27 protein-coding genes are annotated in these 26,222 nt (G+C 60.1%); 18 read left to right on the plus strand and 9 right to left on the minus strand.

Annotated features, from left to right (window positions below; translation table 11 throughout):
* Window positions 1-2: 2 nt before the first annotated feature.
* Window positions 3-1,250 (minus strand): diaminopimelate decarboxylase, encoded by a 1,248-nt coding sequence (gene lysA, locus ABVN21_RS24165; protein WP_339552581.1) that lies wholly within the window; start codon window positions 1,248-1,250, stop codon window positions 3-5.
* 9 nt (window positions 1,251-1,259) lie between these two features.
* Window positions 1,260-1,433 carry a lipoprotein gene (locus tag ABVN21_RS24170; protein ID WP_034147687.1) on the minus strand — a complete coding sequence of 58 codons (174 nt, stop codon included), beginning with the start codon at window positions 1,431-1,433 and terminating at the stop codon, window positions 1,260-1,262.
* 332 nt (window positions 1,434-1,765) lie between these two features.
* Here ABVN21_RS24170 and cyaY point away from each other — a divergent pair, with 332 nt between their 5' ends.
* The 3 genes from cyaY to rnk all read left to right on the plus strand — a co-directional run bounded on the left by cyaY (window position 1,766) and on the right by rnk (window position 2,957).
* Entirely contained in the window at window positions 1,766-2,098 is a 333-nt protein-coding gene (cyaY, locus tag ABVN21_RS24175; protein WP_339552582.1) for an iron donor protein CyaY, read from the plus strand.
* 4 nt (window positions 2,099-2,102) lie between these two features.
* A complete protein-coding gene (locus ABVN21_RS24180) occupies window positions 2,103-2,318 on the plus strand; it encodes a DUF1289 domain-containing protein (RefSeq protein WP_339552583.1) in 216 nt (71 codons plus the stop codon).
* A gap of 228 nt (window positions 2,319-2,546) precedes the next feature.
* Window positions 2,547-2,957, plus strand: coding sequence for a nucleoside diphosphate kinase regulator (rnk, locus tag ABVN21_RS24185; protein WP_339552584.1), 411 nt, complete (start codon window positions 2,547-2,549; stop codon window positions 2,955-2,957).
* 7 nt (window positions 2,958-2,964) lie between these two features.
* On the opposite strand, the gene ABVN21_RS24190 is transcribed toward rnk, so the two are convergent.
* From ABVN21_RS24190 to ABVN21_RS24200, 3 genes are all read right to left on the minus strand, one after another.
* Window positions 2,965-5,811: a class I adenylate cyclase gene (locus ABVN21_RS24190; RefSeq protein ID WP_339552585.1), complete on the minus strand. Its 2,847-nt coding sequence runs from the start codon at window positions 5,809-5,811 to the stop codon at window positions 2,965-2,967.
* 194 nt (window positions 5,812-6,005) lie between these two features.
* Window positions 6,006-6,251: a TIGR02647 family protein gene (locus ABVN21_RS24195; protein WP_034147682.1), complete on the minus strand. Its 246-nt coding sequence runs from the start codon at window positions 6,249-6,251 to the stop codon at window positions 6,006-6,008.
* A 250-nt stretch (window positions 6,252-6,501) separates the two neighbouring features.
* Window positions 6,502-6,786, minus strand: a complete 285-nt coding sequence (locus tag ABVN21_RS24200; RefSeq protein ID WP_008024357.1) for a hypothetical protein — start codon at window positions 6,784-6,786, stop codon at window positions 6,502-6,504.
* A 124-nt stretch (window positions 6,787-6,910) separates the two neighbouring features.
* On the opposite strand from ABVN21_RS24200, the gene ABVN21_RS24205 reads away from it, so the two are divergent.
* Together ABVN21_RS24205 and ABVN21_RS24210 are read left to right on the plus strand one after the other, a co-directional pair.
* Window positions 6,911-7,570, plus strand: coding sequence for a glutathione S-transferase (locus ABVN21_RS24205; RefSeq protein WP_339552586.1), 660 nt, complete (start codon window positions 6,911-6,913; stop codon window positions 7,568-7,570).
* A gap of 210 nt (window positions 7,571-7,780) precedes the next feature.
* Window positions 7,781-8,455 carry a glutathione S-transferase gene (locus ABVN21_RS24210; RefSeq protein WP_339552587.1) on the plus strand — a complete coding sequence of 225 codons (675 nt, stop codon included), beginning with the start codon at window positions 7,781-7,783 and terminating at the stop codon, window positions 8,453-8,455.
* A gap of 51 nt (window positions 8,456-8,506) precedes the next feature.
* Here ABVN21_RS24210 and argH read toward each other — a convergent pair whose 3' ends face one another.
* Complete coding sequence (argH, locus tag ABVN21_RS24215) at window positions 8,507-9,901, minus strand: argininosuccinate lyase (RefSeq protein WP_339552588.1); 1,395 nt, start codon at window positions 9,899-9,901, stop codon at window positions 8,507-8,509.
* Between the two features lie 451 nt (window positions 9,902-10,352).
* Between argH and ABVN21_RS24220 the strand changes: the two genes are divergently transcribed.
* The 7 genes from ABVN21_RS24220 (at window position 10,353) to rsd (ending at window position 16,896) form a co-directional block, all read left to right on the plus strand.
* Window positions 10,353-11,099, plus strand: coding sequence for a LytTR family DNA-binding domain-containing protein (locus tag ABVN21_RS24220; RefSeq protein ID WP_339552589.1), 747 nt, complete (start codon window positions 10,353-10,355; stop codon window positions 11,097-11,099).
* A 138-nt stretch (window positions 11,100-11,237) separates the two neighbouring features.
* Window positions 11,238-12,179, plus strand: coding sequence for a hydroxymethylbilane synthase (gene hemC, locus ABVN21_RS24225; protein ID WP_339552590.1), 942 nt, complete (start codon window positions 11,238-11,240; stop codon window positions 12,177-12,179).
* Window positions 12,176-12,943 carry a uroporphyrinogen-III synthase gene (locus ABVN21_RS24230; RefSeq protein ID WP_339552591.1) on the plus strand — a complete coding sequence of 256 codons (768 nt, stop codon included), beginning with the start codon at window positions 12,176-12,178 and terminating at the stop codon, window positions 12,941-12,943. The genes hemC and ABVN21_RS24230 overlap by 4 nt, the downstream gene beginning before the upstream one ends.
* Before the next feature lie 16 nt (window positions 12,944-12,959).
* Window positions 12,960-14,102, plus strand: a complete 1,143-nt coding sequence (locus tag ABVN21_RS24235) for a uroporphyrinogen-III C-methyltransferase (RefSeq protein WP_339552592.1) — start codon at window positions 12,960-12,962, stop codon at window positions 14,100-14,102.
* The gene (locus ABVN21_RS24240; protein WP_339552593.1) at window positions 14,099-15,337 is read left to right on the plus strand and encodes a heme biosynthesis protein HemY; all 1,239 of its coding nucleotides are present in this window, start codon (window positions 14,099-14,101) and stop codon (window positions 15,335-15,337) included. Before ABVN21_RS24235 ends, ABVN21_RS24240 begins: the two co-directional genes overlap by 4 nt.
* A gap of 372 nt (window positions 15,338-15,709) precedes the next feature.
* Complete coding sequence (locus ABVN21_RS24245) at window positions 15,710-16,261, plus strand: disulfide bond formation protein B (protein WP_339552594.1); 552 nt, start codon at window positions 15,710-15,712, stop codon at window positions 16,259-16,261.
* 176 nt (window positions 16,262-16,437) lie between these two features.
* Entirely contained in the window at window positions 16,438-16,896 is a 459-nt protein-coding gene (gene rsd / locus ABVN21_RS24250) for a sigma D regulator (protein ID WP_339552595.1), read from the plus strand.
* A gap of 61 nt (window positions 16,897-16,957) precedes the next feature.
* On the opposite strand, the gene ABVN21_RS24255 is transcribed toward rsd, so the two are convergent.
* Window positions 16,958-17,623 carry an FKBP-type peptidyl-prolyl cis-trans isomerase gene (locus ABVN21_RS24255; protein WP_339552596.1) on the minus strand — a complete coding sequence of 222 codons (666 nt, stop codon included), beginning with the start codon at window positions 17,621-17,623 and terminating at the stop codon, window positions 16,958-16,960.
* A gap of 192 nt (window positions 17,624-17,815) precedes the next feature.
* On the opposite strand from ABVN21_RS24255, the gene ABVN21_RS24260 reads away from it, so the two are divergent.
* Window positions 17,816-19,003: an AlgP family protein gene (locus tag ABVN21_RS24260; protein WP_339552597.1), complete on the plus strand. Its 1,188-nt coding sequence runs from the start codon at window positions 17,816-17,818 to the stop codon at window positions 19,001-19,003.
* Here the strand turns inward: ABVN21_RS24260 and ABVN21_RS24265 are convergent.
* Window positions 19,000-19,464: a TIGR02444 family protein gene (locus ABVN21_RS24265; protein WP_339552598.1), complete on the minus strand. Its 465-nt coding sequence runs from the start codon at window positions 19,462-19,464 to the stop codon at window positions 19,000-19,002. The genes ABVN21_RS24260 and ABVN21_RS24265 overlap by 4 nt on opposite strands.
* A 50-nt stretch (window positions 19,465-19,514) precedes the next feature.
* Between ABVN21_RS24265 and abc-f the strand changes: the two genes are divergently transcribed.
* From abc-f to ABVN21_RS24290, 5 genes are all read left to right on the plus strand, one after another.
* Window positions 19,515-21,425: a ribosomal protection-like ABC-F family protein gene (gene abc-f, locus ABVN21_RS24270; RefSeq protein ID WP_339552599.1), complete on the plus strand. Its 1,911-nt coding sequence runs from the start codon at window positions 19,515-19,517 to the stop codon at window positions 21,423-21,425.
* The gene (locus tag ABVN21_RS24275; RefSeq protein ID WP_339552600.1) at window positions 21,425-22,006 is read left to right on the plus strand and encodes a mechanosensitive ion channel family protein; all 582 of its coding nucleotides are present in this window, start codon (window positions 21,425-21,427) and stop codon (window positions 22,004-22,006) included. Before abc-f ends, ABVN21_RS24275 begins: the two co-directional genes overlap by 1 nt.
* Before the next feature lie 146 nt (window positions 22,007-22,152).
* Window positions 22,153-22,785 (plus strand): LysE family transporter, encoded by a 633-nt coding sequence (locus tag ABVN21_RS24280; RefSeq protein ID WP_339552601.1) that lies wholly within the window; start codon window positions 22,153-22,155, stop codon window positions 22,783-22,785.
* A gap of 138 nt (window positions 22,786-22,923) precedes the next feature.
* A complete protein-coding gene (locus ABVN21_RS24285; protein WP_339552602.1) occupies window positions 22,924-24,819 on the plus strand; it encodes an FTR1 family protein in 1,896 nt (631 codons plus the stop codon).
* Window positions 24,820-24,924: 105 nt separating this feature from the next.
* Window positions 24,925-25,380 (plus strand): YaiI/YqxD family protein, encoded by a 456-nt coding sequence (locus ABVN21_RS24290; RefSeq protein WP_339552603.1) that lies wholly within the window; start codon window positions 24,925-24,927, stop codon window positions 25,378-25,380.
* A gap of 114 nt (window positions 25,381-25,494) precedes the next feature.
* On the opposite strand, the gene elbB is transcribed toward ABVN21_RS24290, so the two are convergent.
* Window positions 25,495-26,163 (minus strand): isoprenoid biosynthesis glyoxalase ElbB, encoded by a 669-nt coding sequence (gene elbB / locus ABVN21_RS24295; RefSeq protein ID WP_339552604.1) that lies wholly within the window; start codon window positions 26,161-26,163, stop codon window positions 25,495-25,497.
* Window positions 26,164-26,222: the final 59 nt, after the last annotated feature.

Raw genomic sequence — 26,222 nt, forward strand, 5'->3', positions numbered from 1 at the left:
TTTTACTCCGGCAGCAGGCTTTCGCCAGCAAACAACTCGGCTACCGTCTCACGGCGACGCACTTCAAATGCCTGATCACCGTCCACCAACACCTCGGCGGCACGGCCGCGGGTGTTGTAGTTGGAACTCATGACAAACCCATAGGCGCCCGCCGAATGCACGGCCAGCAGGTCACCTTCTTCCAGGGCCAGTTCACGGTCCTTGGCCAGGAAGTCGCCGGTCTCGCAGATCGGGCCGACGATGTCGTAGGCACGGCCAGCGGTGTTGCGCGGGCGCACGGCGGTGACGTCCATCCAGGCTTGATACAGCGCCGGGCGGATCAGGTCGTTCATGGCGGCGTCGACGATGGCGAAGTCTTTGTGTTCGGTGTGCTTGAGGTACTCGACCTGCGTCAACAGCACACCGGCGTTGGCCACGATAAAGCGGCCCGGCTCGAACACCAGTCCCAGGTCGCGACCGTCGAGACGCTCACGCACGGCCTTGATGTAGTCGGCAGCCAATGGCGGCTCTTCGTCACGATAGCGAACGCCCAAACCACCACCGAGATCGATGTGACGCAGGTAGATGCCGCAATCGCCGAGGCGGTCGACCAGGCCCAGCAGGCGGTCGAGGGCGTCGATGAACGGCGGCAGGGTGGTCAGTTGAGAACCGATGTGGCAATCGACGCCGACTACTTCGAGGTTCGGCAATTGCGCGGCACGCACGTACACGTCTTCAGCGTCGGCGATGGCGATGCCAAATTTGTTCTCTTTGAGACCAGTGGAAATGTACGGGTGAGTGCCGGCATCGACGTCCGGGTTCACGCGCAGCGAAATCGGTGCGCGAACACCCAGCTCGGCGGCGACCACTTGCAGGCGTTCCAGCTCGTCGGTGGATTCGACGTTGAAGCAGTGAACGCCGACTTCCAGGGCGCGACGCATGTCGTCACGGGTCTTGCCAACGCCGGAGAACACAATTTTGTCGGCGCTGCCGCCAGCGGCCAGTACGCGTTCCAGCTCGCCACGGGAGACAATGTCGAAACCGGCGCCAAGACGCGCCAGGACATTCAGTACACCCAGGTTGGAGTTGGCCTTGACTGCGAAGCAGACCAGATGCGGCATGCCGGCCAGCGCATCGGCGTAAGCCAGGTATTGGGCTTCGATGTGCGCGCGCGAGTAAACGTAGGTCGGTGTACCAAAGCGCTCGGCAATGGCAGACAGGGCAACACCTTCCGCGAACAGTTCACCGTCACGGTAGTTAAAAGCGTCCATGAGGTTCCCTTATTGGTAGACGTCGTGCTTGTGTGCCTTGGACGGCTGCTTCTGCGAGGACTGGGCCTGCTCTGCAGGGTCCTGGTCTTCGTCGGGCAGGTACAACGGGCCTTTTTGACCGCAGGCCGACACAAGGCAGGCAACCGCGAGGAGCGCAGCAAGGGAAGAGATCAGGCGCTTCATGGCGAAATCCTTGAAAATGCATTAATTGCGCCGGAGTATACCGGCCACCCGGCAGCTTGCCTATGCAACGAACCGCCCGTCCGGCGGGCCTTGGCTCTTTGCTGAACGTCTCGGGTCGAATACTGCAACCCCTGTGGGAGCGAGCCTGCTCGCGATGGCGTAGTGTCCGTCAACATAGATGTTGAATATGATGGACTCATCGCGCGCAGGCTCGCTCCCACGGTTTTCTGATCTGTAGGAAGGGTCCATTATCGTTATCCTTTGCAATCAGCGGGGCTCGCCCGTATCTTGCGGCGCTTGAGCCTGATCAGACACTTTTTGAGGTTGCCGTAATGAGTTTGTCCGAAGCCCGTTTCCACGATCTGGTCGATGCCACCCAGCAAACACTGGAGGACATCTTTGACGACAGCGACCTGGACATCGATCTCGAAAGCTCGGCCGGTGTGCTGACCGTCAAGTTCGAAAACGGCACCGCGCTGATTTTCAGTCGCCAGGAACCATTGCGGCAGTTGTGGCTGGCAGCGGTGTCCGGTGGTTTCCACTTCGACTACGACGAGGAAAGCGAGCGCTGGATGTGCGACAAGAGCGAAGAGCAACTGGGCGAGATGCTTGAGCGCATCGTCAAGGAACAGGCTGACGTCGAACTCGATTTCGAAGGCCTGTAACGTCGTGACCCAGTCAGCCCCTGTTCGCCCCCCGAAGCCGCTTTACAGCAACGTCAGCCCGGCCGTTCCTTCGCCGTGCAGCGGTGTGTGTCGGCTGGATGAGCAGAAGGTCTGCCTGGGCTGTTTCCGTCATGTCGAAGATATTCGTGAGTGGCGTTCGGCGGACGACGAACGACGTCGGGTCATCTGCGCCCAAGCCCAAAAACGCCGATCTATGTAGGAGCTGGCTTGCCAGCGATGGCGGCCGGGAGGGCGCCGCACGGTTTCGAATCCTATCGCCAGCAAGCTGGCTCCTACATGGAATGCGCACTGTCTGGTAGCGGCTTGTATATTTTTTGAGCTGTGTTAGTGTCCGGGTACGCCTCAACCCATCGAGGCTTGTGAAAACCCCGCCTTTTTTGGCGGGGTTTTGCTTTTTTCGTGCAGAAGAAAGGAGTCTGCCCTGATCATGACCGCACCTTCCATCACTCTTACCCGTCTGGACGTACAGCGTCTGGAGCGTCTGATCGACAGCCTGGATGACACGCTGCCGGGCGTTATCGCGCTGCAAACCGAGCTAGATCGCGCCGATACACTGGTCGGCCACGATGAAGTGCCCGCCGATGTCGTGACCATGAATTCCCGCGTGCACTGCCGTGAAGAAAGCAGTGGCAAGGACTATCACCTGACTCTGGTTTATCCGAAGGATGCCAACGCCGACGAAGGCAAGGTCTCGATTCTGGCGCCGGTGGGCAGTGCGCTGTTGGGCCTGAAGGTTGGCCAGCACATCGACTGGCCGGCACCGGGTGGCAAGACCCTGAAACTGACCTTGCTGGAAGTCGAATCGCAACCGGCCCATGGCGGCGACTTCCCCGAGTGAGGACCGCTCAGACCTGCTCGAGCGCCTCGTTCAATGCGCGCTCCAGGTCGGCCTTGTACCGCAGATACAAATTGCTCGAACTCTGCCCATCACCGATCAGGCCCGACAGGTCTAGGTCGGTGATGTAGCAGCGGTAGCGCTCGGTTTCGCGGCGCTGCTCGATGATCTCCCGGGCGACCACACTGAACAGTTGGTCGCCATGTTCCAATTCTGAAAATTCCCGCTGATTGCAATACAACGTGACCTGCACCGTGCCCGGTGCGGATTTTCCGACGATCGCCTGTACGTCGTAGAACGGTTTGTTGACGGGGTTCTGCGGAGCCGGCCTGACCTCGACCCGACGAGCCCGGCTGGAGCCGGATGGCAACAGTTGGTAATACAAAGTCTCCAGGTTCAGCGTGGGCGTTGCGTCCATTGGCAACAACGCGTCGCGGCGGTAATGGATCGACTGCAGGAATCGCTGCAACGGAACCAGCAGGCCTTGCTCGTCATGCCAGGGCAAGCGCTGCTGCCACAAGGCATTGAATTCGTCGAGTACGTACAGATCGGCCTGGTCTTCGTTGATTCGATAGAACACTTGAATACAGCCCGGCTGGCCCATGGGCAGTAGCAGCGCCAGGTCATGGTCTTCCAGCGCCATCGGATCCAGGTGCAGCGGGCTGTAACGGGCCTGTTCTTCACCCAGGTAATCGAACAGCGCCGGCAGGGTGGCAAGGGCGACGTGGTTGACCTGGCCGGGCACCAGCTCCAGCACGTGGTAATGCTGCTGGACCTGAATCAGATAGCGGTAATTGAGTTTGCTCAGCAGCAGGTTCTGCGCAATGTCGAGGATCCCTTCGACCCGCTGGGCGATGAACTGCGCGCGGTTGTGGCAGAAGCAGCGTACGCGCAACCAGGGTTGTTGCGGCCCGCTCGGCAAGTTGTTGAGATAGTCACGCACGCAGTCGAGCAGGGCGTGCGGACCGTCGAAGTGATTGACCAGCACCTCGTTCCAGCTATTGAGCGTGACCTGATCCAGGGTCAGCACCAGGTTCTCCCTGACGCCGGCGTAACTCAGTGAGTCGGTGCGCTCCGTGGTCATCAGGATGTTCAGGTCACGGTGGTGCTTGAGCGGGTCGACACCGACGTTGACCAGAATCAGCACGTTGCCAGGCACGGCGGCACGTAGCAGCGGCTCCTCCGCGACGGTCGGCAGGGGCAGGGGAATACTCTGTTGCAGGCTGCCGAGCAGGTTGAACAGTTCGAACTCGCTCAAGTCGCTGCTGCCGGGGTGCAAGGCCAGGCGGGTGCTGCTGTCGATCACGCCGTTGCGGTGGCACCAGCTGAGCAGTTCGAGCAACTGGCGGCTGCGTTTGATCGGGGCGAAATGCTCCCACTCAAGGGCGGTCAGGCTGCCGTTGTACAAGCCCCACTGACTTTGTGTCGGCTCCTTTTTGTTCGGCGCATGCACCAGCGTCAGCGTGTCTTCGGCCAGGTCCTGGGCAATGCCCGGGTTGATGAATTCGACCTTGTCCGCCTTGCGCTCAAAGGCCGCGTACAGGCGTCGACCCAGCACACTGAGGTCGCGTTTGTTGATCAGGCTTACGGTCTGTTCATTGCGGGCAAACTGAGTGAGGAAGTGGTAGCTGTAATTCAGCTCGTTGACCAAGGCTCGGCGCTCCGAACTGACCTGGCGGACTTTCCATTGGCTGCGGCTGTCGAGCAGGGCCAGTTGCCGCTGGTCCCACTGCCATTCTCGGGCCAGGCGTTCAAGCAAATCGCGTTGCCAGCTCTGGGTGCGACCGCCGCTGCCAGTGAGCTTGCGATTGACCTTCAGGTACAGCGCGCGTCGCACCAGTTCCAGGCGTTCCGGCTCGTTACGGGCGATGAGATACTCCTCGATGCGCCGGTAAACCACGACATATGGGTCCAGCTCGTCAAGGTCGAGCCGGTTGGCGAACACGGCTTGTTTGAAGCGCAGGCTCAGGCACTGGACCCTCGGGAGTTCACTGGCGTAAACCTCGGTCAGCAACAGCTTGAGCACTGATTTGTACGGTGACTCGATGCCTTTGAACAGCTGCCAGAGCCCCGCACCGATAAATTCACCAGGCGGAATGAACGCCAGGTTTCCGAGGTCCAGGCTTTCGTCAGCACGGATGAAGCGCTTGGACAGCAGTGTGTGGGTGTAGCGGTCGTAATTCGCTTCTTCATAAACCGGCACCAGCCACCAGATCGGCGTGCGCCCGGCCAGCCAGATCGCAGTGCGGTAGAACTCGTCCAGCAGCAGATAGTGCTGGGTCGTCCCGCAGTTTTCGGTGCTGAGTTGATTGTCGCGCTCGCCCAGGACGAAGCGCGCCGGATCGATCAGGAAGAAATGCGCCTCCGCCCCCTGGCTGGCGGCCCAGTCTTCCAGCAACTGGCACTTTTTACGCAGCTCGGCCAATTCCTGCTCATTCAAATCGGGCGCGTGACAAACCCACACGTCCATGTCGCTCTGGTCCGCCTGGGCCAGCGTGCCGAGGCTGCCCATCAGGAACAAGCCGTGAATCGGGCGTGGCGGATTGCTGCCGTGGCGCGGCTTGTAGGAAAACGAGCGGGTCAGGCGCTGGGCTTCGGCGAGGACACTGGCGTCGGGTTCGTAGCTCGACAGCCCGGCCGGCGTGCTGCCGGAAACGTAACCCGGCAACAGCGGATGATTGACGTGGAAAAACAGCGGGAGGAGGTTCAGCACCCCTTGCTGGCGGCTCGACAACCCTTCCATGGCGCGCGCCATGCGGCCTTCGTTGAGCTTCAGGAAGCGCGCACGCAGTTGGCTGAGAACCTTGCGGTCGATTCCCTCGTCCAGGTCGGGGCGAATTTCGTGGGTGCGGGTCATGTCAGCTCAAACCGGCTCGCAGGGGCTCGGAATCGGGGTTCTCGGGGTGAGGGGAGTGTAGCGCCTCGGGCCCGGGACTTTCAGGCTGATTTTGTTTTTCTGGCGTCAGATTTTTACCGCGTGGCGACGGCGGCCAACAGAAGGTGCCCGCGGAAATCCCGGGTCTGGGGTTCCCGTGGGCGATGCGGTGAAACTCAGGCTGTTTCCTGGACGCTCAAAATGGTCAGCACGGTCTGCACGTTTTGCGCGGCGTCACGACCCAGGCTGGTCAGGTAACCACCATCGGGCTGGTCGATCAGTTCTTTTTCATGCAGGCGTTTGGCAGCGGCGATGTGTTTCGGGGCAGCGGTCTGATGAATTTTCAAACCTTCCTGGGAACTGTCCAGGTTGAAGAGTGCGAGGACTTCCAGTTCGGCAACCAACTCAGGGGTAAGCGACATAAGGACTCCAGACTTTCTAGGAATTGGACGACAGCGCCCCTAAGGTGAGCCGACTTGCGCGGCATGTCCAGTGCTCGCGGCAGGGTTTTTTCGCCATGGGATGCGTTCCCCGGGTGAGTGCTGCGGCAGCGGGGTGGAATCAGTGTAGACCGCAAAAAAAAGATCGCAGCCTTCGGCAGCCTCAACATGGAATGCGATCCCTGTAGGCGCTGCCGAAGGCTGCGATCTTTTGATCTTTTACGCTTCGAACTTACTTCTTTTCGGGCGGCAATTCTGGCAATGCGCGCAGTGCAGCCTCATACCATTCGGTATTGAACGCGCGGTCTTCTTCGAGGATTGCGTCGATTTCTACCGCTAAAACGTGAGCCATCAGGTTGAGGATTTCCTCTCGCTCGTAACCCACTAGTGTCAGCTTGTTAAAGGTCGCCTTGGCGGCCGGCGGGTTGTCGCTTTCGATCTGGTTTTCGATGGCTTCGATCAGCGTGTTCTCGGTGAACTCTTCTTCGTCGCTGTCGATATCTGTTGGCTCGCTCATGGCAGGCTCCTCAAGGAAAGGCGGCCAGTTTACCTGCATTCAGCCCGGTGATGCTGCTGGCAAGAACCGTCCCGACGTTCTATAAAAGGCACTGCCAACCCCTGCACGGCCTGGAGGCTTTGTGATGCTCAAGCTTTATGGATTTTCGGTCAGCAACTACTACAACATGGTCAAGCTGGCGCTGTTGGAGAAGGGACTGCCGTTCGAAGAAGTAACGTTTTACGCGGGTCAGGCTCCTGAAGCGTTGGCCATCAGCCCCCGTGGCAAGGTGCCGGTATTGGGTGTCGAACAGGGTTTCGTCAACGAAACCAGCGTGATCCTCGAATACATCGAACAAAGCCAAAAAGGCACGCCGCTGCTGCCGAGCGATCCTTTCGAACGGGCGCAGGTGCTGGCGCTGGCCAAGGAAATCGAGCTGTACATCGAGTTGCCGGGCCGGGCTTGCTACCCCGAAGCATTTTTCGGCATGACGCTGCCTGATGCGATCAAGGAAAAGACCAAAACCGAATTGTTGCTGGGTATTGCTTCCCTGGCCAGGCACGGCAAGTTCAGCCCGTATGTGGCAGGCGACAGTTTGAGCGTGGCGGATCTGTATTTTCTGTACAGCGTGCCGCTGGCCTGTGCCGTGGCGAAAAAGCTGTTTGATATCGACCTGTTGGCTGAGCTGCCGGCGGCCAGGGCGCTGCTGGAGCGCCTGGAGAAAAACCCGAACGTGCAGCGGATTGCGGCGGACAAGGAAGCGGCAATGCCGGCGTTTATGGCGATGGTCGCGTCCAAGAAGTAGTTGCGGAGGCGTCTGACGGGTGTGATCAGTACGTGTCAGGAGATTCGCAAACTCTTGTCCCACATTGCCCACACCCAAGTCGGGCAACACCTTCAGGCGATTTCGTCGTACGTGGTAATAACCAAAATCTTCCCCGGGTCTGGACAGTGTTTACCTTGAGCATCGAATCGCTTTCCCATCAGGAAGCGACGTGGTCAAGGAGACCCGGTAATGTTCAAGCTTTATGGTTTTGCGGCGAGTAACTATTTCAATATGGTCAAGTTGGCACTGCTGGAAAAGGGCGTGTCATTTGAAACCGTACCGTTTCACGGTTGCCAGAATCCGGACATTCTCGCTGTCAGCCCCCGTGGGAAAGTCCCGGTCCTGGAGACCAGGCAGGGCTTTTTAAGCGAAACGGACGCTATCCTCGACTTCATCGAAGAAACCCAGCCGGGCAAGGCGCTATTGCCGACCGACCCGTTTGCGCGGGCAAGTGTTCGAGCGCTGGCCAAGGAAATCGAGTTGTACATCGAGTTGCCGGCGCGTGTTTGCTACGTCGAAGTGTTTTTCGGCGGCAGACCGACCCCTGAGGTGCTGAAAGCCAAGGCGCAGCGGGATCTGATCAAAGGGTTTACGGCCTTGAAGCAGCGTGCGCGGTTTGCGCCGTACGTGGCAGGTGAGCATTTCACGCTTGCCGATTTGTATTTTCTTTACAGCGTTGATCTGGCCGCGGACGTCGGAAAGCGCTTGTTCGACATCGACTTCCTGTCCGACATGCCAGGTGCCAAGGCTTTGCTGGAACACTTGGGCGAGAACCCGAACGTGAAAAAAATCGCCGCTGACAGACAGGCCCAAGCACCTGCTTTTCTGGAGCGTGTGCGAGCAGTAGGGAATTCGAATCGTTGAGAGGGAAAGCCCGATGGTTTTGGCCATCGGGCTTCAGGTAACGATGTCGTCTTAACGGCTGGCGAGCAGCGCCTGACCGCGAACCACAGCGGCCTTCACCTGCGCTGGCGCAGTTCCGCCGATGTGGTTACGGGCATTGACCGAACCTTCCAGGGTCAGCACCGCGAACACGTCCTGGTCGATCTGGTCGCTGAACTTGCGCAGTTCTTCCAGGCTCATCTCCGCCAGGTCCTTGCCGCTGTCCACGCCGTACTTCACGGCATGGCCAACGATTTCATGGCAGTCACGGAACGGTAGGCCGCGACGCACGAGATAGTCAGCCAGGTCGGTGGCAGTGGAGAAACCGCGCAGGGCCGCTTCGCGCATTATCGCGTGCTTGGGCTTGATCGCCGGGATCATGTCGGCAAAGGCACGCAGCGAGTCGCGCAGGGTGTCGGCGGCATCGAACAACGGTTCCTTGTCTTCCTGATTGTCCTTGTTGTAGGCCAGAGGCTGGCCTTTCATCAGGGTCAGCAGGCCCATCAGGGCGCCGAAAACACGGCCAGACTTGCCACGCACCAGTTCCGGTACGTCCGGGTTTTTCTTTTGCGGCATGATCGAACTGCCGGTGCAGAAACGGTCCGGCAGATCGATGAACTGGAACTGCGCGCTGGTCCACAGCACCAGCTCTTCAGAGAAGCGCGACAGGTGCATCATCGCGATGCTGGCGGCCGAGCAGAATTCGATGGCGAAGTCGCGATCCGACACGTTGTCCAGCGAGTTGCCGCCCACTGCATCGAAGCCCAGCAGTTGTGCGGTGTATTCGCGGTCGATCGGGTATGTGGTGCCGGCCAGCGCGGCGCTGCCCAAAGGCATACGGTTGGTGCGTTTGCGGCAATCGACCAGGCGCTCGTAATCACGGCTGAGCATTTCGAACCAGGCCAGCATGTGGTGCCCGAAGGTCACAGGCTGCGCGGTTTGCAGGTGGGTGAAGCCCGGCATGATGCTGCCGGACTCGCGCTCGGCCTGTTCCAGCAAGCCTTTCTGCAGGCGGGTGATTTCGCTGAGGATCAGGTCGATTTCGTCCCGCAGCCACAGGCGAATGTCGGTGGCGACCTGGTCGTTACGGCTGCGGCCGGTGTGCAGCTTTTTGCCGGTTACGCCGATGCGGTCGGTCAGGCGTGCTTCGATGTTCATGTGCACGTCTTCGAGGTCGATGCGCCAGTCGAACTGGCCGGCCTCGATTTCACCCTGGATGGTCTTCAGGCCATCGATGATGCTGTCGCGCTCGGCATCGGTCAGCACGCCCACCTTGGCCAGCATGGTGGCGTGGGCGATCGAGCCCATGATGTCGTGGCGATACAGGCGCTGGTCGAAGGTGACGGAGGCGGTGAAGCGGGCGACGAAGGCGTCGACGGGTTCACTGAAGCGGCCGCCCCAGGACTGATTGGTCTTGTCAGTGCTCATGAATTCGCTCGTATCGGCTGAAAAAAGATGGCGTTGAAAGCTGCCGCGGATAATAACAGGGTTGCTAATCCTGTCGCTGGCACTGGTCGACTGGTTTTCATTGTTCGGCGTGCCAGAGCCCGTGTGCGAACAATTTGCATAACGATATTTTTCATTTGAGCAATATCGTTCCGGCAACCGTCTACAGTTGGACAGTAGGATCAGCGCACTTCTCGGTGCGCAAGAGGACTATAAGAAGAGGGGTGTTCATATTGCGTATCAGCAAACCCTGTGGCGATGTGTCGCCAAAGCGTGCCTGGGCCGCTAATCGCCCGGCCGATGAAAATTTAGCTGCCCGACCAGCGGCACTTTTTGACGCTCGCGCTAGTCTTAGCGTGGATCGCGGTGACAGACGTCACTTCCCCTGTCTACGCTATCCTTGTGCGAGACTCACGCAGGAATCCAGCGCAATATGAATGTCCTGATCGTTGATGACGACCCCCTTGCCCGCGAGCGCCTGAGCCAAATGGTTGGCGATCTCGAGGGATACAGCGTCCTGGAGCCTAGCGCCACGAACGGCGAAGAGGCGTTGGCACTGATCGACAGCCACAAACCGGATATCGTCCTGCTCGATATCCGCATGCCGGGCCTTGATGGCCTGCAAGTGGCGGCGAGATTGTGCGAACGCGAAACCCCGCCCGCCGTGGTGTTTTGCACGGGTCCCGATGAATTTGCCGTGGAAGCCTTACAGGCCAGCGCCGTAGGCTATCTGGTGAAACCTGTGAGAACTGAACATTTACATGACGCATTAAAGAAAGCCGAGCGCCCCAATCGTGTCCAACTCTCGGCGCTGACCCGACCTGCTGCTGAAAGCGGCAGTGGCCCACGCAGCCATATCAGCGCCCGAACCCGAAAGGGCATCGAGCTGATTCCGTTGGATCAGGTGGTTTACTTCATTGCCGATCACAAATACGTGACCTTGCGCCACGAGAGCGGCGAAGTGCTGTTGGATGAACCGCTCAAGGCCCTGGAAGACGAATTTGGCGACCGCTTCGTGCGCATCCACCGCAACGCACTGGTCGCTCGCGAGCGCATCGAACGGCTGCAACGAACGCCACTCGGGCATTTCCAGCTGTTCCTCAAAGGCCTGAACGGTGACGCCTTGATCGTCAGCCGGCGCCATGTAGCCGGCGTTCGGAAAATGATGCAACAGCTTTAATTCGCTGGTCGCAGGCGATTATCACACCCGATTGCCGGAGTTCCGGGGCCAGGGAGGCCGAGCAGTATCTGATACAAGTCAAAGTGGATTTGGCTGAGCTGTTATTATCCGTCGTATCTATTCAGTACGGATTGATCCATGTCCTCTCGCGAAATCCGCATCGCCACCCGCAAAAGTGCCCTGGCCCTGTGGCAGGCCGAATACGTCAAAGCCCGCTTGGAGGAGGCCCATCCAGGTCTGCTCGTGACCCTGGTCCCGATGGTCAGTCGCGGTGACAAGCTGCTCGACTCGCCGCTGTCGAAAATCGGCGGCAAGGGCCTGTTCGTCAAGGAACTGGAAACCGCGCTGCTGGAAAATGAAGCCGACATCGCCGTGCATTCCATGAAAGACGTGCCCATGGACTTCCCCGCAGGTCTCGGTCTGTTCTGTATTTGTGAGCGCGAAGACCCGCGCGATGCGTTCGTCTCCAACACCTACGCCAGTCTGGATGAGTTGCCGCAAGGCAGCATCGTCGGCACGTCGAGCCTGCGCCGTCAGGCCCAGTTGCTGACCCGTCGCCCCGACCTGGAAATCCGTTTCCTGCGCGGCAACGTCAACACTCGCCTGGCCAAGCTCGATGCCGGCGAATACGACGCCATCATCCTCGCGTCCGCTGGTTTGATTCGTCTGGGCTTTGAAGATCGCATCACTTCGGCCATCAGTGTCGACGACAGCCTGCCGGCCGGTGGCCAAGGCGCCGTGGGTATCGAATGCCGAACCGCCGACAGCGAGATTCACGCACTGCTGGCGCCGCTGCATCACCAGGACACCGCCACTCGCGTGACTGCCGAACGTTCACTCAATAAACACCTCAATGGCGGCTGCCAAGTGCCAATCGCCTGCTACGCCGTGCTTGAAGGCGAGCAGATCTGGTTGCGTGGCCTGGTGGGTGATCCGAGTGGTGGTTTGTTGCTCAGTGCGCAGGCCCGTGCACCACGTGCCGATGCCGAGGGGCTGGGTGTGCAAGTGGCCGAAGATCTTTTGAGCCAGGGCGCCGATGACATTTTGAAGGCGGTGTATGGCGAGGCTGGTCACGAGTGACGAGCTGGCGCCTGCTGCTGACGCGTCCGGCGGATGAGTCGGCGGCGCTGAGCAGCGTTTTGTCCGGGCAGGGGATATTCAGCAGCAGCTTGCCGCTTTTGGACATAGCGCCGATCCCCGTGACTGACACAATGCTCGGCGTGATTCGCGACCTGGATCGTTACTGCGCAGTGATTGTGGTCAGCAAGCCGGCAGCCCGGATCGGCATCGACCTGCTCAATCAGATGGGGTCGAGCTTACCGCGTGTGAAATGGTTCAGCGTTGGTGCGGCGACGGCGCAGATTCTCGAAGATCACAGGCTGGAGGTAAGCTTCCCGGCGGAAGGCGATGACAGCGAAGCCTTGCTTGAACTTGCAGCATTGCGCGAGGCTGTCGCCCGGCCTCATCCGCGTGTGCTGATCATGCGCGGAGAGGGTGGGCGCGAGTTGTTGGCGGAGCGCTTGCGCAAGCTAGGTGCTAGTGTCGATTATCTGGAGTTGTATCGCCGCGAGCTGCCGCAGTACCCGCCGGCAACGTTGCCGGACCGGATCAGGGCGGAACGCCTGAACGGGCTGGTGGTCAGCAGTGGACAGGGTTTTGAGCACCTGCACCAATTGGCAGGCGATGCCTGGCCGCAGTTGGCACAGTTGCCGTTGTTTGTACCAAGCCCCAGGGTTGCCGAGCTGGCACGTGCCGCCGGTGCCCGCACAGTTGTGGATTGCCGCGGCGCCAGTGCCGCGGCTTTGCTGACGGCGTTACGGGAGCATCCCGAGGCCGTTCTCTAATGCAAAGGATGGATACGTGAGCGAAACAGCCTTGCCTAAAGATGACGTCCAGCCAGTGCTCGATGCGCCGGTTGAAACTCCACCTCCTGCCGCAGAACAGCGCAAAGGCAATGGGCTGGCAATCGCCGCGCTGCTGCTCGGGGCTGCCGGCGTCGCCGTCGGCGGGTGGGGAGTCTGGCAGGTGCGTCACCTGCAAGCGACTAATCAGCAGCAGTTGAGTCAAGTGCAGGCGTTGAGTGACGAGGCGCAAAGTCTCAAGCTCAATGAACAGCGTCTGAGCGCACGCCTGGACCAACTGCCGGCTGCCGATGTGATTGAAGAACGCAGCCGCCTGGTGGCGCAGTTACAGGGCGATCAACAGCGCCTGAATCAACGTCTGGAAACCGTCCTCGGCGCCAGCCGCAAGGATTGGCGTCTGGCCGAGGCCGAGCACTTGCTGCGTCTGGCCAGCCTGCGTCTTTCGGCCTTGCAGGACATCAGCAGCGCCCAGGCCCTGGTCCAGGGTGCCGACGAAATTCTCCGCGAACAAAACGATCCAGGCTCCTTTGCCGCTCGCGAGCAAGTGGCGAAAACCCTTGTGGCCTTGCGCAGCACCGAGCAACCGGATCGCACCGGGCTGTTCCTGCAACTGGGTGCACTGCGCGACCGCGTGACAGGCCTGACCGAGCTGGCGCCGGAGTACAAGGACCGTGGCGAATCCTTGCTAGGCCTGACCGCCGATGGCGACGGTGCCAGTCGCTGGGCGCAGTGGTGGGATCAGATTTCGCGATACATCCGCATCGATTTCAATGCCGATAAAAATGTTCGTCCGCTGCTGGCCGGGCAGAGCCTGAGCCAGGTGCGCCTCGCCCTTAGCCTGGCGCTGGAGCAGGCGCAATGGGCCGCGCTCAATGGCCAGGCAGCGGTTTACTCCCAGGCGCTGGATGAGGCGCGAGACGTGCTCAAGGGTAATTTCAATCCGGACAATCCGCAGAGCAAAGTCATGCTCGAGCAGGTGGCCGAATTGAGCAAGCAGCCCGTCACCGTCGTCACCCCGGACCTCGCCGGCACGCTGAGTGCGGTGCAGGGTTATCTTGAACGACGTAACGTCAATGCCGAGGACTCGATCAAGCCGCTGGCGAAACCTGCCGAGAGCACGACGCAGGAGGTAACGCCATGAAGCGCCTGTATGTGATCGTGTTCCTCGTCATCGCCGCTGCGGCCGCGCTGGGTCTGGCGATTGCCGAGCACGCCGGCTACGTACTGATCGCTTACAAGTCCTTCCGTTATGAGTCGAGCCTGTGGGCCACACTGGCTCTGATAGCCGTGCTCTGGCTGGTGATCTGGGGTATCAAGGCGTTGATCGAACTGGTGATGACATCCAGCGGCGTGGTCAATCCCTGGTCGCGGCGCAATCGCAGCCGTCGGGTGCAGGTGGCAATCGAACACGGTCAGCTGGATCTGGCCGAAGGTCGTTGGGCCAGCGCGCAGCGTCATTTGTCCCGGGCTGCAGAAGCCGAGCACCAACCGTTGCTGTATTACCTCGGTGCCGCCCGTGCCGCGAACGAACAGGGTCATTACGAGCAAAGCGACAACCTGCTGGAGCGCGCTTTGGAGCGTCAGCCCCAAGCGGAGTTGGCGATCGCCTTGAACCACGCGCAGTTGCAGACCGATCGCGGCGATACCGAAGGCGCCCTGGCGACCCTTCAGGCGATGCACGAGCGTCACCCCCATAACGCACAGACCCTGCGCCAGTTGCAGCGCCTGCATCAGCAGCGCGGCGAATGGTCGGCGGTGATTCGCCTGCTGCCAGAGTTGCGCAAGGATAAAGTCCTGCCACCGGCTGAACTGGCCGAACTGGAACGCCGAGCCTGGGGCGAGAACCTGTCACTGGCTGCGCATCAGGAAGCGGACGGCACCGTCGGCCTGCAGTCACTCAATCGCGCCTGGCAGCAACTGACTTCGAGTCAGCGTCAGGAGCCGGCATTGGTACTCGCATATGCTGATCAACTGCGGCAATTGGGCGCTCAGGCCGAGGCCGAAGAGGTCCTGCGCACCGCACTCAAGCGCAACTACGACAGCCATCTGGCGCGCCTTTACGGGTTGGTACGCGGTGCTGATCCGGCACGGCAGCTGCAACTCGCCGAAGGTTGGCTCAAGGATCATCCGGCCGATCCAAGCCTGTTGCTGACACTGGGTCGCCTGTGTCTGCAAAGCAGCCTGTGGGGCAAGGCCCGGGACTATCTGGAAAGCAGCCTGCGTGTGCAGCGCAATCCGGAAGCCTGCGCCGAACTGGCACGCCTGCTGGCGCAGATGGGTGATACCGAGCGCAGCAATCAACTGTTCCAGGAAGGTCTTGGTTTGCTGGACGAACGCTTGCTGGCGGCACCGCTGCCGGTGCCGGTTAATGCCTGAGCTGGGCAGCGACGGGTGACGAAAGTACCCGTGGCGAGGGAGCTTGCTCCCGCTGGGCCGCGCAGCGGCCCCTTGCTGTCCCGTTTTTTCAGTCAATAGGGAAGTTTGATTTCGCGACTGCTGCGCAGTCGAACGGGAGCAAACTCCCCCGCCACAGGCAAGCGTCCTTCACAAAAAATGTGCATTTCATTGTCAGATTTTTCCGTTCGTGGTGCGTCTTCGGCAGAGTCCTACAACGGACTACATCCGATCCTCTAGCTTCTGTCGGGGATTCCCTACACCCCTGCTGAACTGTCCCTGCCGGGCAGCCTTGAAAGGCTGTCGCGCTTTCCTCTACCGTAGCTGTCGGTCTCTTACTGTTACGGAAAAGCCATGTCTTTGGGCTGTTCACGATCCTTGTTCTTCACGGTTTTCATTGCAGGCGCACTGGTCTTGGGCGTGTCCTATTACCTGGAATATGCAGTTGGCCTCAAGCCGTGCGGCTTGTGCCTGGTGCAACGGGTTTGCCTGGCGCTGCTGACAGGTATTTGCCTGGTGGCGTCAGTGCATGGTCCCGGCCGCTTTGGCTCTTTTTTGTATTGGTTGCTGGGTTTATCCAGCAGCCTGGCCGGTACTGCCACGGCGTGGCGACAAGTGCTGCTGCAAAACGATCCAGTGCATCAGCTGGCATCATGCGCGCCCAATCTGGGGGATCTGTTCGCAAGTGCCCCATGGATGTGTGTTGTGCAGCAGATGTTCAAAGGCACCATCGATTGCGCGCAGATCTCCTGGACGCTGTTTGATCTGAGCATCCCGGAATGGAGTCTGCTGTTCTTCGTCGCGATGGTGATTCTGAGTGTTTATCAACTGTTGCGGCTTGTCTGGATCAGCTTTCAGCGACCGCTCAGCGGCGAGTCGTCGCACCGGGCCCTGGTGCGTGATTAAACACTTGTATGAACTTTATCGCCTGCGTACCTTGAAGCCACAGTCGCGCGGGCATAATCTGGCCCGCACGTGTCATTGGAATTATGTTGCTCGATGACGCTCTGCCTGGCCGACTCCTGACTTCAGGATTGCGACGGGTGTAGGGCAGCATGACCCACAAGGGAAGAGAGATCGCCATGCTCGAAAGTTGTCAGAATGCTCAGGAACGTTGGGGTGGAGTACATCTGCTGATCGATCGCTGGTTGCAGGAACGTCACGAACTGGTTCGGGCCTATGATGCTCTCGGCGCCAAGCCCGAGGCGCTGGGTGAAAACCGCAAGCCCTTGCTGGAGTTCTGCGGCGTGCTGGTCGACTACGTGTCTGCCGGGCATTTCGAGATCTACGAACAGCTCACCGGGGAAGCCAAGGCTTTCAATGACAAGCGTGGTCTGGAATTGGCAGAAACCATCTACCCACGCATTGATGTCATCACCGAGAAACTGCTCGCGTTCAATGACCTGTGCGATGCCGGCAAATGTGTAGCAGAGAAGTTCAAGGAGTTGGGCGGGCTGTTGCATGAACGCTTCGAACTCGAAGACTGCCTGATCGAAGTGCTGCACACAGCTCACAAGGAAGAAGATTCGGTTCAGGCCTGATTCTTCCTTACTGCGGAATCTGAAAACGGTGCGCTTTGCGCGCCGTTTTCGTTTCCGTCGTTCAGCTAGTAGCTCCGCGCAATTCGACTTCAAAGACCAGGGGTGTGAACGGCGCGATCAAGTCGCCCGCACCGTCGGCGCCATAGGCTTGTGCCGATGGAATCACCAGTTTCCATTTTGCGCCGACCGGCATCTGCTGCAATGCGGTACGCCAGCCGCTGATCACGCTATCGAGACTGAACCATTGCGGCTGGCTGTTCTGGTCGAACACGGTACCGTCAGGAAGACGTCCGATGTACAGCACTTGCACCTTGCCATTCGGTCCTGCCTTGGCGCCGTTACCAGGCACTAATTCTGTCAGCAGTATTCCGTCCGCCAGTTCACGAACACCGGGTTTGGCTTTTTCGGCGGCGAGAAAACGTTGTTCGTTTTCCAGCGCCAGTTCGCTTTGCGGCGCGGGCGATTGCATCGCACTCCGGGCTTCGTGCTCGTTCAGGATCTGTTCGATCTGCTCGTCCTTCAACGCCAGAGGCTTGCCTTGATAAGCTTGCTGCAAGCCTTCGACCAGCGCTTGAAGTGGCAGGTCGGGAACCTCTTGGCGCAAGCGTTCGCCGAGGCTTGCACCCAGGCTGTAAGCGAGATCGTGAGCGTCATTTTCCGGCGTTCTTTCAGCAGCGTTAGCCGCGGAAAAAACCACGCACAGCGATAAAAAAAAGTAGCGCGACATGGGCACTCTCCAACCTGGGATGCGGGCGATTATGCCAGTGGGAATGCGTTCAACGGTGAACTGCTTTTGCGCAAGCGCAGAACATTTTCACTTCGTTGCAACGCAACGCTTTCGATACTGTCAAGATGCCCTAGCGGCGGTAGCAGCAGAGGTCTAGTATGAGCCGCACCCACGTCAGCCAGGAGGTAAACCATGTCGGCCACCAAGAAGCCTGTAAATACCCCGTTGCACTTACTTCAACAACTCTCGGGCAGCTTGCTCGAGCATCTGGAAACCGCTTGTTCCGAAGCCTTGGCTGATGCTGAAAAACTGCTCGCCAAACTGGAAAAGCAGCGCGGAAAAGCGCAGGAAAAATTGCACAAATCCCGCACAAAATTGCAGGACGCTGCAGCGGCCGGCAAGGCCAAGGCACAAGCCAAAGCCAAGGACGGAGTGAAGGATCTGGAAGACCTGCTTGATGCCCTTAAGGAGCGTCAGTCGGACACTCGCGGCTACATTCTGCAACTCAAGCGCGATGCTCAAGAAAGCCTGAAACTGGCCCAGGGCATCGGTCGTGTACAAGAGGCTGTCGGCAAGGCGTTGTCCCTGCGTTCGGCCAAGCCTGCTGCGACCCCTGCGAAGAAGGCCGCTGCCAAACCGGCTGCTGCAAAAGCACCGGCCAAGCCTGCCGCCAAACCTGCCGCCAAGGCACCGGTGAAAGCCGCAGCCAAACCTGCTACAAAACCTGTGGCGAGAAAACCAGTCGCGGCCAGCGCTGCCAAACCGGCTGCCAGAACTGCAGCAGCCAAACCCGCTGCCAAGCCAGCCGCTGCCAAAACAGCAGCCGCCAAACCGGCCGCGAGAACTGCTGCTGCGAAATCCGCCGTGGCGAAAACCGCAGCTGCCAAACCAGCCGCAAAACCAACGACCAGAACTGCCGCAGCTAAACCTGCTGCCAAGCCGGCCGCCAAACCTTCCGCTGCTAAAACGGCTGCCAAGCCAGCTGCAAAATCAGCCGCTAAACCAGTGGCAAAAGCTGTAGCCAAACCAGCCGCAAAACCGGCTGCTAAAACTGCTGTTGCCAAGCCAGCCGTTGCTGCGAAACCTGCTGCTGCCAAGACAGCTGCCGCCAAACCAGCCACCGCCGCCAAACCTGCCGCAGCGAAACCAGCAGCCAAACCTGCCGCTGCGAAACCTGCCGCGAAACCTGCTGCCAAACCGGCCGTGAAAAAACCAGCCGCTGCTGCCAAGCCGACTCCGGCACCTGCTGCCAAGCCCGCCACGCCAGCGCCATCTGCATCGGCTGCTCCTGCGCCGACAGCAACAACCTCGACAGCTACCACTGCGCCAACGCCAGTTGCGCCGTCGAGCACCAGCACCTCCCCAACCAGCGCTTCCTAAGTGCCGGATACCGCGACGCGCAGCTGATGCAGCGCGTCGCGGTCCAGGTGAACGGCGCCCGCCGCTACGCCTTCCAGCCAGACCGTAAGATCGGTCGCGTCCTCTTGCGGCCAACCTTCCGCCGATCGCTCCAGTCGTAACAACAGATTCCGCTCGGCTTCCAGTTCCAGTGTCTTCACCTGTTCGCGCAGCGCATTCAGTTCGGCATCCTGCGTGGCGAGGGCTTTCCATTGCGTGCGCAATGCGCGCAACGGCTGCACGACATCGACGTCCCACGGCTCAGTCACGTCGCGAAGTTGCTTCAAGCGTTGTTCATTACAGGCCGTTCCCCGTTGACCCAACCATGCTGCGCACAGCAGCAGGCACACATTGACGCCGCCCGACTGCAATTGCAGACACGCCTTTTCAACGCCCGGATGGGCATAAGTACTCAGGGAAAAGCTCCACAGGTCAGAGGACATAGTGCTACTCGCGCCAGTTGCGAGCGAAGCTGGTAGACTCCGCCGCCATTATGATTCGACTTCAGAACCTGACTTTACAGCGTGGCCCGCAACGTCTGCTAGAAGACGCCGAGTTGACGCTGCACGCCGGCCAGAAAGCCGGCCTTATCGGTGCCAACGGCGCCGGCAAATCGAGCCTCTTCGCCTTGCTTCGGGGCGAACTGCACCCGGACTCGGGTGATTGCTTCCTGCCGGCCGACTGGCGTATCGCCCACATGCGCCAGGAGGTCGACACGCTCGAACGCCTGGCGGTCGACTACGTGCTTGATGGCGACCTGCGCCTGCGTCAAGTGCAACGCGAGCTGGCAGCGGCCGAAGCGGCCCATGACGGTGCCGCACAGGCACGTCTGCACTCGGAACTCGACAGCGCCGACGGCTACACCGCCGACGCCCGCGCCCGCAAGTTGCTGGCCGGTCTTGGGTTCACCAACGAGCAGATGGATCGTCAGGTCGGGGATTTCTCCGGCGGCTGGCGGATGCGTCTGAACCTGGCGCAAGCCTTGATGTGTCCATCGGACCTTCTGCTGCTCGACGAACCGACCAACCACTTGGACCTCGACGCCATCATCTGGCTGGAAGAGTGGCTCAAAAGCTACCCCGGCACCTTGATGCTGATTTCCCACGACCGGGATTTCCTCGATGCCGTGGTCGATCACGTGGCCCACGTCGATCAGCGCAAAATCACCCTGTATCGCGGTGGCTACAGCGCTTTCGAACGTGCCCGCGCCGAACGTCTGGCCCAGCAACAGCAGGCCTACGAGAAGCAGCAGGCGCAACGTGCGCACATGGAAAGTTACATTGCCCGTTTCAAAGCCCAGGCGACCAAGGCTCGTCAGGCGCAAAGCCGGATCAAGGCCCTGGAACGGATGGAAGAGCTGACCGCGGCTCACGTCGATTCGCCGTTCGATTTCGTCTTCCGCGAATCGCAGAAGATCTCCAGTCCGCTGATCGACCTGTCCGACGCGCGCCTGGGTTACGGCGAGCGAACCGTGCTGGAGAAGGTCAAGCTGCAACTGACCCCTGGCGCGCGGATCGGTCTGCTCGGTCCAAACGGTGCGGGTAAGTCGACCCTGATCAAAAACCTCGCCGGTGAGCTTGAGCCGCTGGCAGGCCGATTGACCCGTGGCGAGAACACCGTGGTCGGCTACTTCGCCCAGCATCAGCTGGATTCCCTCGACTCGAAGGCCAGCCCGTTGCTGCACTTGCAGCGTCTGGCGCCAACCGAGCGTGAACAAACCCTGCGCGACTTCCTCGGCGGTTTCGACTTCCGTGGTGCGCGGATCGACGAGCCGGTGCTGAACTTCTCCGGTGGTGAAAAGGCGCGTCTGGCGTTGGCGTTGATCGCCTGGGACCGGCCGAACCTGCTGCTGCTCGACGAACCAACCAACCACCTGGACCTGGAAATGCGCCTGGCACTGACCATGGCCCTGCAGGAATTCAGTGGCGCGGTACTGGTGGTCTCCCACGATCGCCATTTGCTCAAGAGCACCACCGACAATTTCTACCTGGTGGCGGACGGCAAGGTCGAAGAGTTCGACGGCGATCTCGACGATTACACCCGTTGGCTTGTGGAGTACCGCCAGCGCAATGCGCCGGTCAGCAACACGCCGGTCAACCCGGACAAAACCGACAAGAAAGCCCAGCGTCAGGCCGCGGCAGCACTGCGTCAGCAACTGGCGCCGCACAAGCGCGAGGCTGACAAGCTCGAAGCCGAACTGGGCAAGCTCCACGAGAAACTGGCGAAGATCGATGCCAGCCTCGGCGACAGCGATATCTACGAACCGGCGCGCAAGAACGAATTGCGTGATCTGCTGGCCGAACAAGCCAGGCTGAAGGTGCGTGAGGCGGAGCTGGAAGAAGCCTGGATGGAAGCTCTGGAACTGCTGGAGAGCATGCAGGCGGAGCTGGAGGCGCTGTCCTGATGGACGCGTTCAAGCTGCCGTTACCGGCGATGTGGGTCGAGCCGATCTGGCTCGGCGTGCAAATCCTGCTGATTCTGTTGGCCGGTTACATCGCCCAGCGTTTTGTTGCCAAATGCCTGACCCGTCTCGGTGAGCGTTACCCGTTTCCACCGCAATTGCTGATGCCGCTTCGCGGTGGCTTGCGTTGGCTGATCATGGGCAGTGCGCTGATTTTCGTATTGGAGCGCCTTGGGGTTTCGGCCACGGTGCTCTGGACGGCATTGTCCGGTTTTGTTGCGGTGGCGGCAGTGGCGTTCTTCGCCATGTGGAGCGTGCTCTCCAATTTGCTCTGCGCCATCCTGATTTTCACCGTCGGACCGTTTCGCTTGGGTGATGTGGTCGAGTTGGTGGACACCACCGACAAGCCCGGCGTCAAAGGCCGGGTGATCGCGATCAATTTGCTGTACACCACGTTGATCGAGGCCGAAGAGCTGGGTACGGGCAGCGCCATGGTGCAAGTGCCCAACAGCCTGTTCTTCCAGCGCTCGGTACGGCGTTGGCGCGGGACCGATGTGTTTCCTTCGAGCGGGTTTGAGAAATAAGCCAACTTTAGGCGCTTAAAGATCGCAGCCTGCGATTTTTTGCTTTTGGCTGTTAGCAGTCGTCATGACCTACAAAAAATCGGTAGTCATCGGCCCAAAGCCGCATTAGCTTAGACGTCTGTCACGAGTTTGAGTCGAGGTGTGCAATGGAGCTTCAAACATGGCTGGCATTTTTCGCCGCCTGCTGGGTGATCAGCCTGTCCCCCGGTGCCGGCGCCATTGCGTCGATGTCCAGTGGTCTGCAATACGGTTTCTGGCGCGGCTACTGGAACGCCTTGGGCCTGCAACTGGGCCTGGCGGTGCAAATCGCGATTGTCGGCGCCGGTGTTGGCGCCATTCTCACAGCATCGGCCAGCGCTTTTTATGCGATCAAATGGTTCGGTGTGGCGTACCTGGTTTATCTGGCGATCAAGCAGTGGCGTGCGCTGCCCAGCGACATGAGCGATGACGCCGCGGTGCGTCAGATTGGCAAACCGATGGCTTTGGTGTTTCGTGGCTTCCTGGTGAACATCAGCAACCCCAAGGCGCTGGTGTTCATGCTGGCGGTGCTCCCGCAATTCATCAATCCCCACGCGCCGCTGCTCATTCAGTATGTGGTGATCGGGGTAACGATGATCTGCGTCGACCTGATCGTCATGGCCGGTTATACCGGGCTGGCGTCGAAGGTGCTGCGCCTTTTGCGTACACCCAAGCAGCAGAAACGCATGAACCGCACGTTTGCGGGGCTGTTCATTGGCGCGGCGGCGTTCATGGCAACCTTGCGCAAAGCCGCGGTATAGAACCGTCGGACAGAAAAAGGCGACCTCTTCCGGTCGCTTTTTTCGTTTATGGCCTGCCGCGAATCCATAACAAAGCTTGAGTGAAAGTCATTGGGAGGGAACAATATGTTACTTCGTGTTTCCAATTGAGATTCATTCATGATTGCCCCGTCCCGTTTCCTGGCCTGGCTGATAGCGCCGGTGTTTGCCCTGTGCAGTTTTAATCTGCTGGCCGACACGGTGGAAGGCGCACCGCAAGCGCTGCACTTGCTCGATTACATCGGTGCGGACTACCCGGAAGCGGTGCAGGCAGGCAAGGTCGTCAACGAATCCGAATACCGCGAGCAGCTGGAATTCGCTCAGGCGTTGCAAGGCCTGGTGGCTGCCATGCCGGCCAAACCGGAAAAGCCAGCGCTTGAGCAGGGCATCAGCCAGCTGCGCGAGGCGCTTACCGCGCGTCAGGACGGCGCGGACGTCGCCCGGCAGGCGCGGCAACTCGGCGCGAAACTGGCCGTTGCCTATGAAGTCAGCCAGGCGCCGATCATTACCCCGGATCCGACTCGAGGTGCGCCGCTGTACGCCCAGCATTGCTCGGTATGCCATGGCGACATGGGCGCTGGCGATGGCCCGGCGGGTGTCGGTCTGACACCACCGCCGGCCAATCTGCGTGACAACGCACGGCTGGATCACCTGAGCCTTTACGCGATTTACAACACCGTAGGCCTTGGCGTCGAAGGCACCGATATGCCAGCTTTCGGCGATCAACTGGATGATCGTCAGCGTTGGGACCTGGCGACCTACATCGCGAGCTTCAGCGCCGATCCAGCGACCGCCAGCGGTGACAAGACCTACAACATTGCTGACCTGGCCCGTCAGACCCCAGCAGAAGTGCAGGCTACCGACGGACCGCAAGCGGCGGCCATTTTCCGCGCACAACGGGCGCAGCCGCCGCAGGTCAAGCGTGGTCCGGCGCAGTTGCTCGATTACACCGCTGCCACCCTCGATAAGAGCATCGCGGCCTACCGTTCCGGTGATCACGATCAGGCCTATGACTTGTCGGTAGCGGCGTATCTGGAAGGTTTCGAACTGGTCGAAAGCTCTCTGGACAACGTCGACGCCAACGTGCGTAAAGACACGGAAAAATCGCTGATGGCTTATCGTCAGTCGTTGCAGGACGGATTGTCGCTGGAGCAGGTCGAGCAGCGACTCAACGACGCCAAGGCCAAGTTGAAAACGTCCGCCGAGTTATTGGGCAGCGACGGCTTGAGCTGGTCCCTGAGCTACATCTCCGGCTTGCTGATCTTGCTGCGTGAAGGACTGGAAGCGATTCTGGTGCTGGCGGCGATTCTCGCGTTCCTGCGCAATACCGGCCAGCAATCGGCGGTGCGCAGCGTCAACGTCGGTTGGGGCCTGGCGCTGTTGGCCGGTCTGGCGACCTGGGCGCTGGCGGCCTATGTGATTGATGTCAGCGGCTCGCAGCGCGAATTGCTGGAAGGCGCGACGGCGTTGTTCGCCAGCGTCATGGTGTTGTGGCTGGGCGTCTGGATGCACGACCGGCGTCACGCCGCGGCCTGGCAGGATTACATCAAGAGCAGCCTGGTGGGCGGTGGCGGGCGCTTTGGCTTTGCGATCCTGGCGTTTTTCTCGGTGTATCGCGAGCTGTTCGAAGTGATCCTGTTCTACGAGACCTTGTGGTTGCAGGCCGGTCCTGCTGGCCATGATGCGGTGCTGGCCGGGGGGGCGACGGCGCTGGTGTTGTTGGTCGGTCTGGCCTGGGTGATCCTGCGCGGCTCGGCGAAACTGCCGCTGGCGCTATTTTTCAGCATCAACGCTGGTTTGCTGTGTGCGCTGTCGGTGGTGTTCGCCGGGCATGGCGTGAAGGCGCTGCAAGAAGCCGGGATCTTCGGCACGCGGCCGGTGCCGTTCTTTGAGTTCGACTGGTTGGGGATTCATGCGGATGCGTATTCGTTGAGTGCCCAGGCTGTGGCGTTGTTTGCGATCATCGTGCTGTACAGTCGTAGTCGCATGGCGGAGAAACGGCGTGTGACGGCTTAACAGCATTCGCTTCGCTCATAATCGCGGGCAAGCCCACTCCTACAGGTTCAGCGCTAACCTTGTAGGAGCGGGCTTGCCCGCGATGCTTTTAACGGAGGAAACCTGATGCGTGTCTGGATCGATGCCGACGCCTGTCCACGGGCGGCCAAGGATCTGGTGGTGAAATTTGCCCTCAAGCGACGGTTTGAAGTGGTGCTGGTGGCCGGGCAACCGCAGATCAAACCTGGTCTGGCGCTGGTGAAGCTGATCGTGGTGCCGAGCGGCCCGGATGCGGCCGACGACTATTTGGTGGAGCATGCGGTCCCCAGTGAGTTGGTGATCTGCAGCGATGTGCCGCTGGCCGACCGCCTGGTGAAGAAGGGCGTGGCGGCGCTGGACCCACGGGGCAAGGAATTCGATGCGCAGAACATGGGCGATCGCCTGGCCGTGCGCAACCTGTTCACTGACCTGCGTGAGCAGGGCCAGATGAGCGGCGGACCGGCGCCGTTTGGCGAGCGGGAGAAGCAAGCGTTTGCCAATGCGCTGGATCGGATTCTGACGCGGCTGACGCGCAACGCCTGAACGACACGCGATCCCTTGTAAGAGCTGCTTGCCAGCGAAAGCGATCGGAGATTCAACACCTGCGTTGAAGGGTATGACGCCATCGCTGACAAGCCAGCTCCTGCAGTAAGGGTGTTATTCGTCGTTTTCGTGAGTCAGTTCAAGCACGCGGTCGACCAGTTTGTTGATGCCGGACGCCGCTTCGCTGATGGATTGCGCCAGCATGTAGGCAGGGGTCGTCACCAGTTTGCGTGCCTTGTCTTCGACAATGTCACTGACCGCGCATTCCTTGTGGGTGGCGCCCATCTTGTTCAAGGCAGCTGAGGTCTCTGCATCGTTGCCGATGGTGCAGGTCACGCCCGGTCCGTAGATCTTTGCCGCCAGGGCTGGCGAGATGCAGATCAGCCCGACTGGTTTGCCGGCCTCGGCAAAGGCTTCCGTCAATGCCAGCACGTCCGGTTGCACGGTGCAGCCAGTGCCTTCGACGGCGAAATTGGAAAGGTTTTTGGCGGATCCGAAACCACCGGGAACGATCAGCGCGTCGAACTCCTCGGCGTCTGCTTCGCGGATGTCCTTGACCTCGCCACGGGCAATACGCGCCGACTCCACCAGCACATTGCGCGACTCGGGCATTTCTTCACCGGTCAGGTGATTGATCACATGCAATTGCGCGATATTCGGCGCGAAACACTGCACCTGAGCGCCACGCTGGTCCAGACGCAACAAGGTAATCACGCTTTCGTAGACCTCGGCGCCGTCGTACACGCCACAGCCGGAAAGGATCACTGCAACTTTTTTGCTCATGGGCTTTTTCTCCAGATTCATGGCGTTAAATGTCCACTAATTTGTCACTCGTTGCCATA

Source organism: Pseudomonas sp. MYb327, assembly GCF_040438925.1.
In the GTDB taxonomy this organism is placed as follows: Bacteria; Pseudomonadota; Gammaproteobacteria; order Pseudomonadales; family Pseudomonadaceae; genus Aquipseudomonas.

Bases quoted from the DNA above. Each gene is read 5' to 3' on its own strand.
- lysA (WP_339552581.1), bottom strand. From the start codon at position 1,250: ATGGACGCTTTTAACTACCGTGACGGTGAACTGTTCGCGGAAGGTGTT.
- ABVN21_RS24170 (WP_034147687.1), bottom strand. From the start codon at position 1,433: ATGAAGCGCCTGATCTCTTCCCTTGCTGCGCTCCTCGCGGTTGCCTGC.
- cyaY (WP_339552582.1), top strand. From the start codon at position 1,766: ATGAGTTTGTCCGAAGCCCGTTTCCACGATCTGGTCGATGCCACCCAG.
- rnk (WP_339552584.1), top strand. From the start codon at position 2,547: ATGACCGCACCTTCCATCACTCTTACCCGTCTGGACGTACAGCGTCTG.
- ABVN21_RS24190 (WP_339552585.1), bottom strand. From the start codon at position 5,811: ATGACCCGCACCCACGAAATTCGCCCCGACCTGGACGAGGGAATCGAC.
- ABVN21_RS24195 (WP_034147682.1), bottom strand. From the start codon at position 6,251: ATGTCGCTTACCCCTGAGTTGGTTGCCGAACTGGAAGTCCTCGCACTC.
- ABVN21_RS24200 (WP_008024357.1), bottom strand. From the start codon at position 6,786: ATGAGCGAGCCAACAGATATCGACAGCGACGAAGAAGAGTTCACCGAG.
- ABVN21_RS24205 (WP_339552586.1), top strand. From the start codon at position 6,911: ATGCTCAAGCTTTATGGATTTTCGGTCAGCAACTACTACAACATGGTC.
- ABVN21_RS24210 (WP_339552587.1), top strand. From the start codon at position 7,781: ATGTTCAAGCTTTATGGTTTTGCGGCGAGTAACTATTTCAATATGGTC.
- argH (WP_339552588.1), bottom strand. From the start codon at position 9,901: ATGAGCACTGACAAGACCAATCAGTCCTGGGGCGGCCGCTTCAGTGAA.
- ABVN21_RS24220 (WP_339552589.1), top strand. From the start codon at position 10,353: ATGAATGTCCTGATCGTTGATGACGACCCCCTTGCCCGCGAGCGCCTG.
- hemC (WP_339552590.1), top strand. From the start codon at position 11,238: ATGTCCTCTCGCGAAATCCGCATCGCCACCCGCAAAAGTGCCCTGGCC.
- ABVN21_RS24240 (WP_339552593.1), top strand. From the start codon at position 14,099: ATGAAGCGCCTGTATGTGATCGTGTTCCTCGTCATCGCCGCTGCGGCC.
- ABVN21_RS24245 (WP_339552594.1), top strand. From the start codon at position 15,710: ATGTCTTTGGGCTGTTCACGATCCTTGTTCTTCACGGTTTTCATTGCA.
- rsd (WP_339552595.1), top strand. From the start codon at position 16,438: ATGCTCGAAAGTTGTCAGAATGCTCAGGAACGTTGGGGTGGAGTACAT.
- ABVN21_RS24255 (WP_339552596.1), bottom strand. From the start codon at position 17,623: ATGTCGCGCTACTTTTTTTTATCGCTGTGCGTGGTTTTTTCCGCGGCT.
- ABVN21_RS24260 (WP_339552597.1), top strand. From the start codon at position 17,816: ATGTCGGCCACCAAGAAGCCTGTAAATACCCCGTTGCACTTACTTCAA.
- ABVN21_RS24265 (WP_339552598.1), bottom strand. From the start codon at position 19,464: ATGTCCTCTGACCTGTGGAGCTTTTCCCTGAGTACTTATGCCCATCCG.
- abc-f (WP_339552599.1), top strand. From the start codon at position 19,515: ATGATTCGACTTCAGAACCTGACTTTACAGCGTGGCCCGCAACGTCTG.
- ABVN21_RS24275 (WP_339552600.1), top strand. From the start codon at position 21,425: ATGGACGCGTTCAAGCTGCCGTTACCGGCGATGTGGGTCGAGCCGATC.
- ABVN21_RS24280 (WP_339552601.1), top strand. From the start codon at position 22,153: ATGGAGCTTCAAACATGGCTGGCATTTTTCGCCGCCTGCTGGGTGATC.
- ABVN21_RS24285 (WP_339552602.1), top strand. From the start codon at position 22,924: ATGATTGCCCCGTCCCGTTTCCTGGCCTGGCTGATAGCGCCGGTGTTT.
- ABVN21_RS24290 (WP_339552603.1), top strand. From the start codon at position 24,925: ATGCGTGTCTGGATCGATGCCGACGCCTGTCCACGGGCGGCCAAGGAT.
- elbB (WP_339552604.1), bottom strand. From the start codon at position 26,163: ATGAGCAAAAAAGTTGCAGTGATCCTTTCCGGCTGTGGCGTGTACGAC.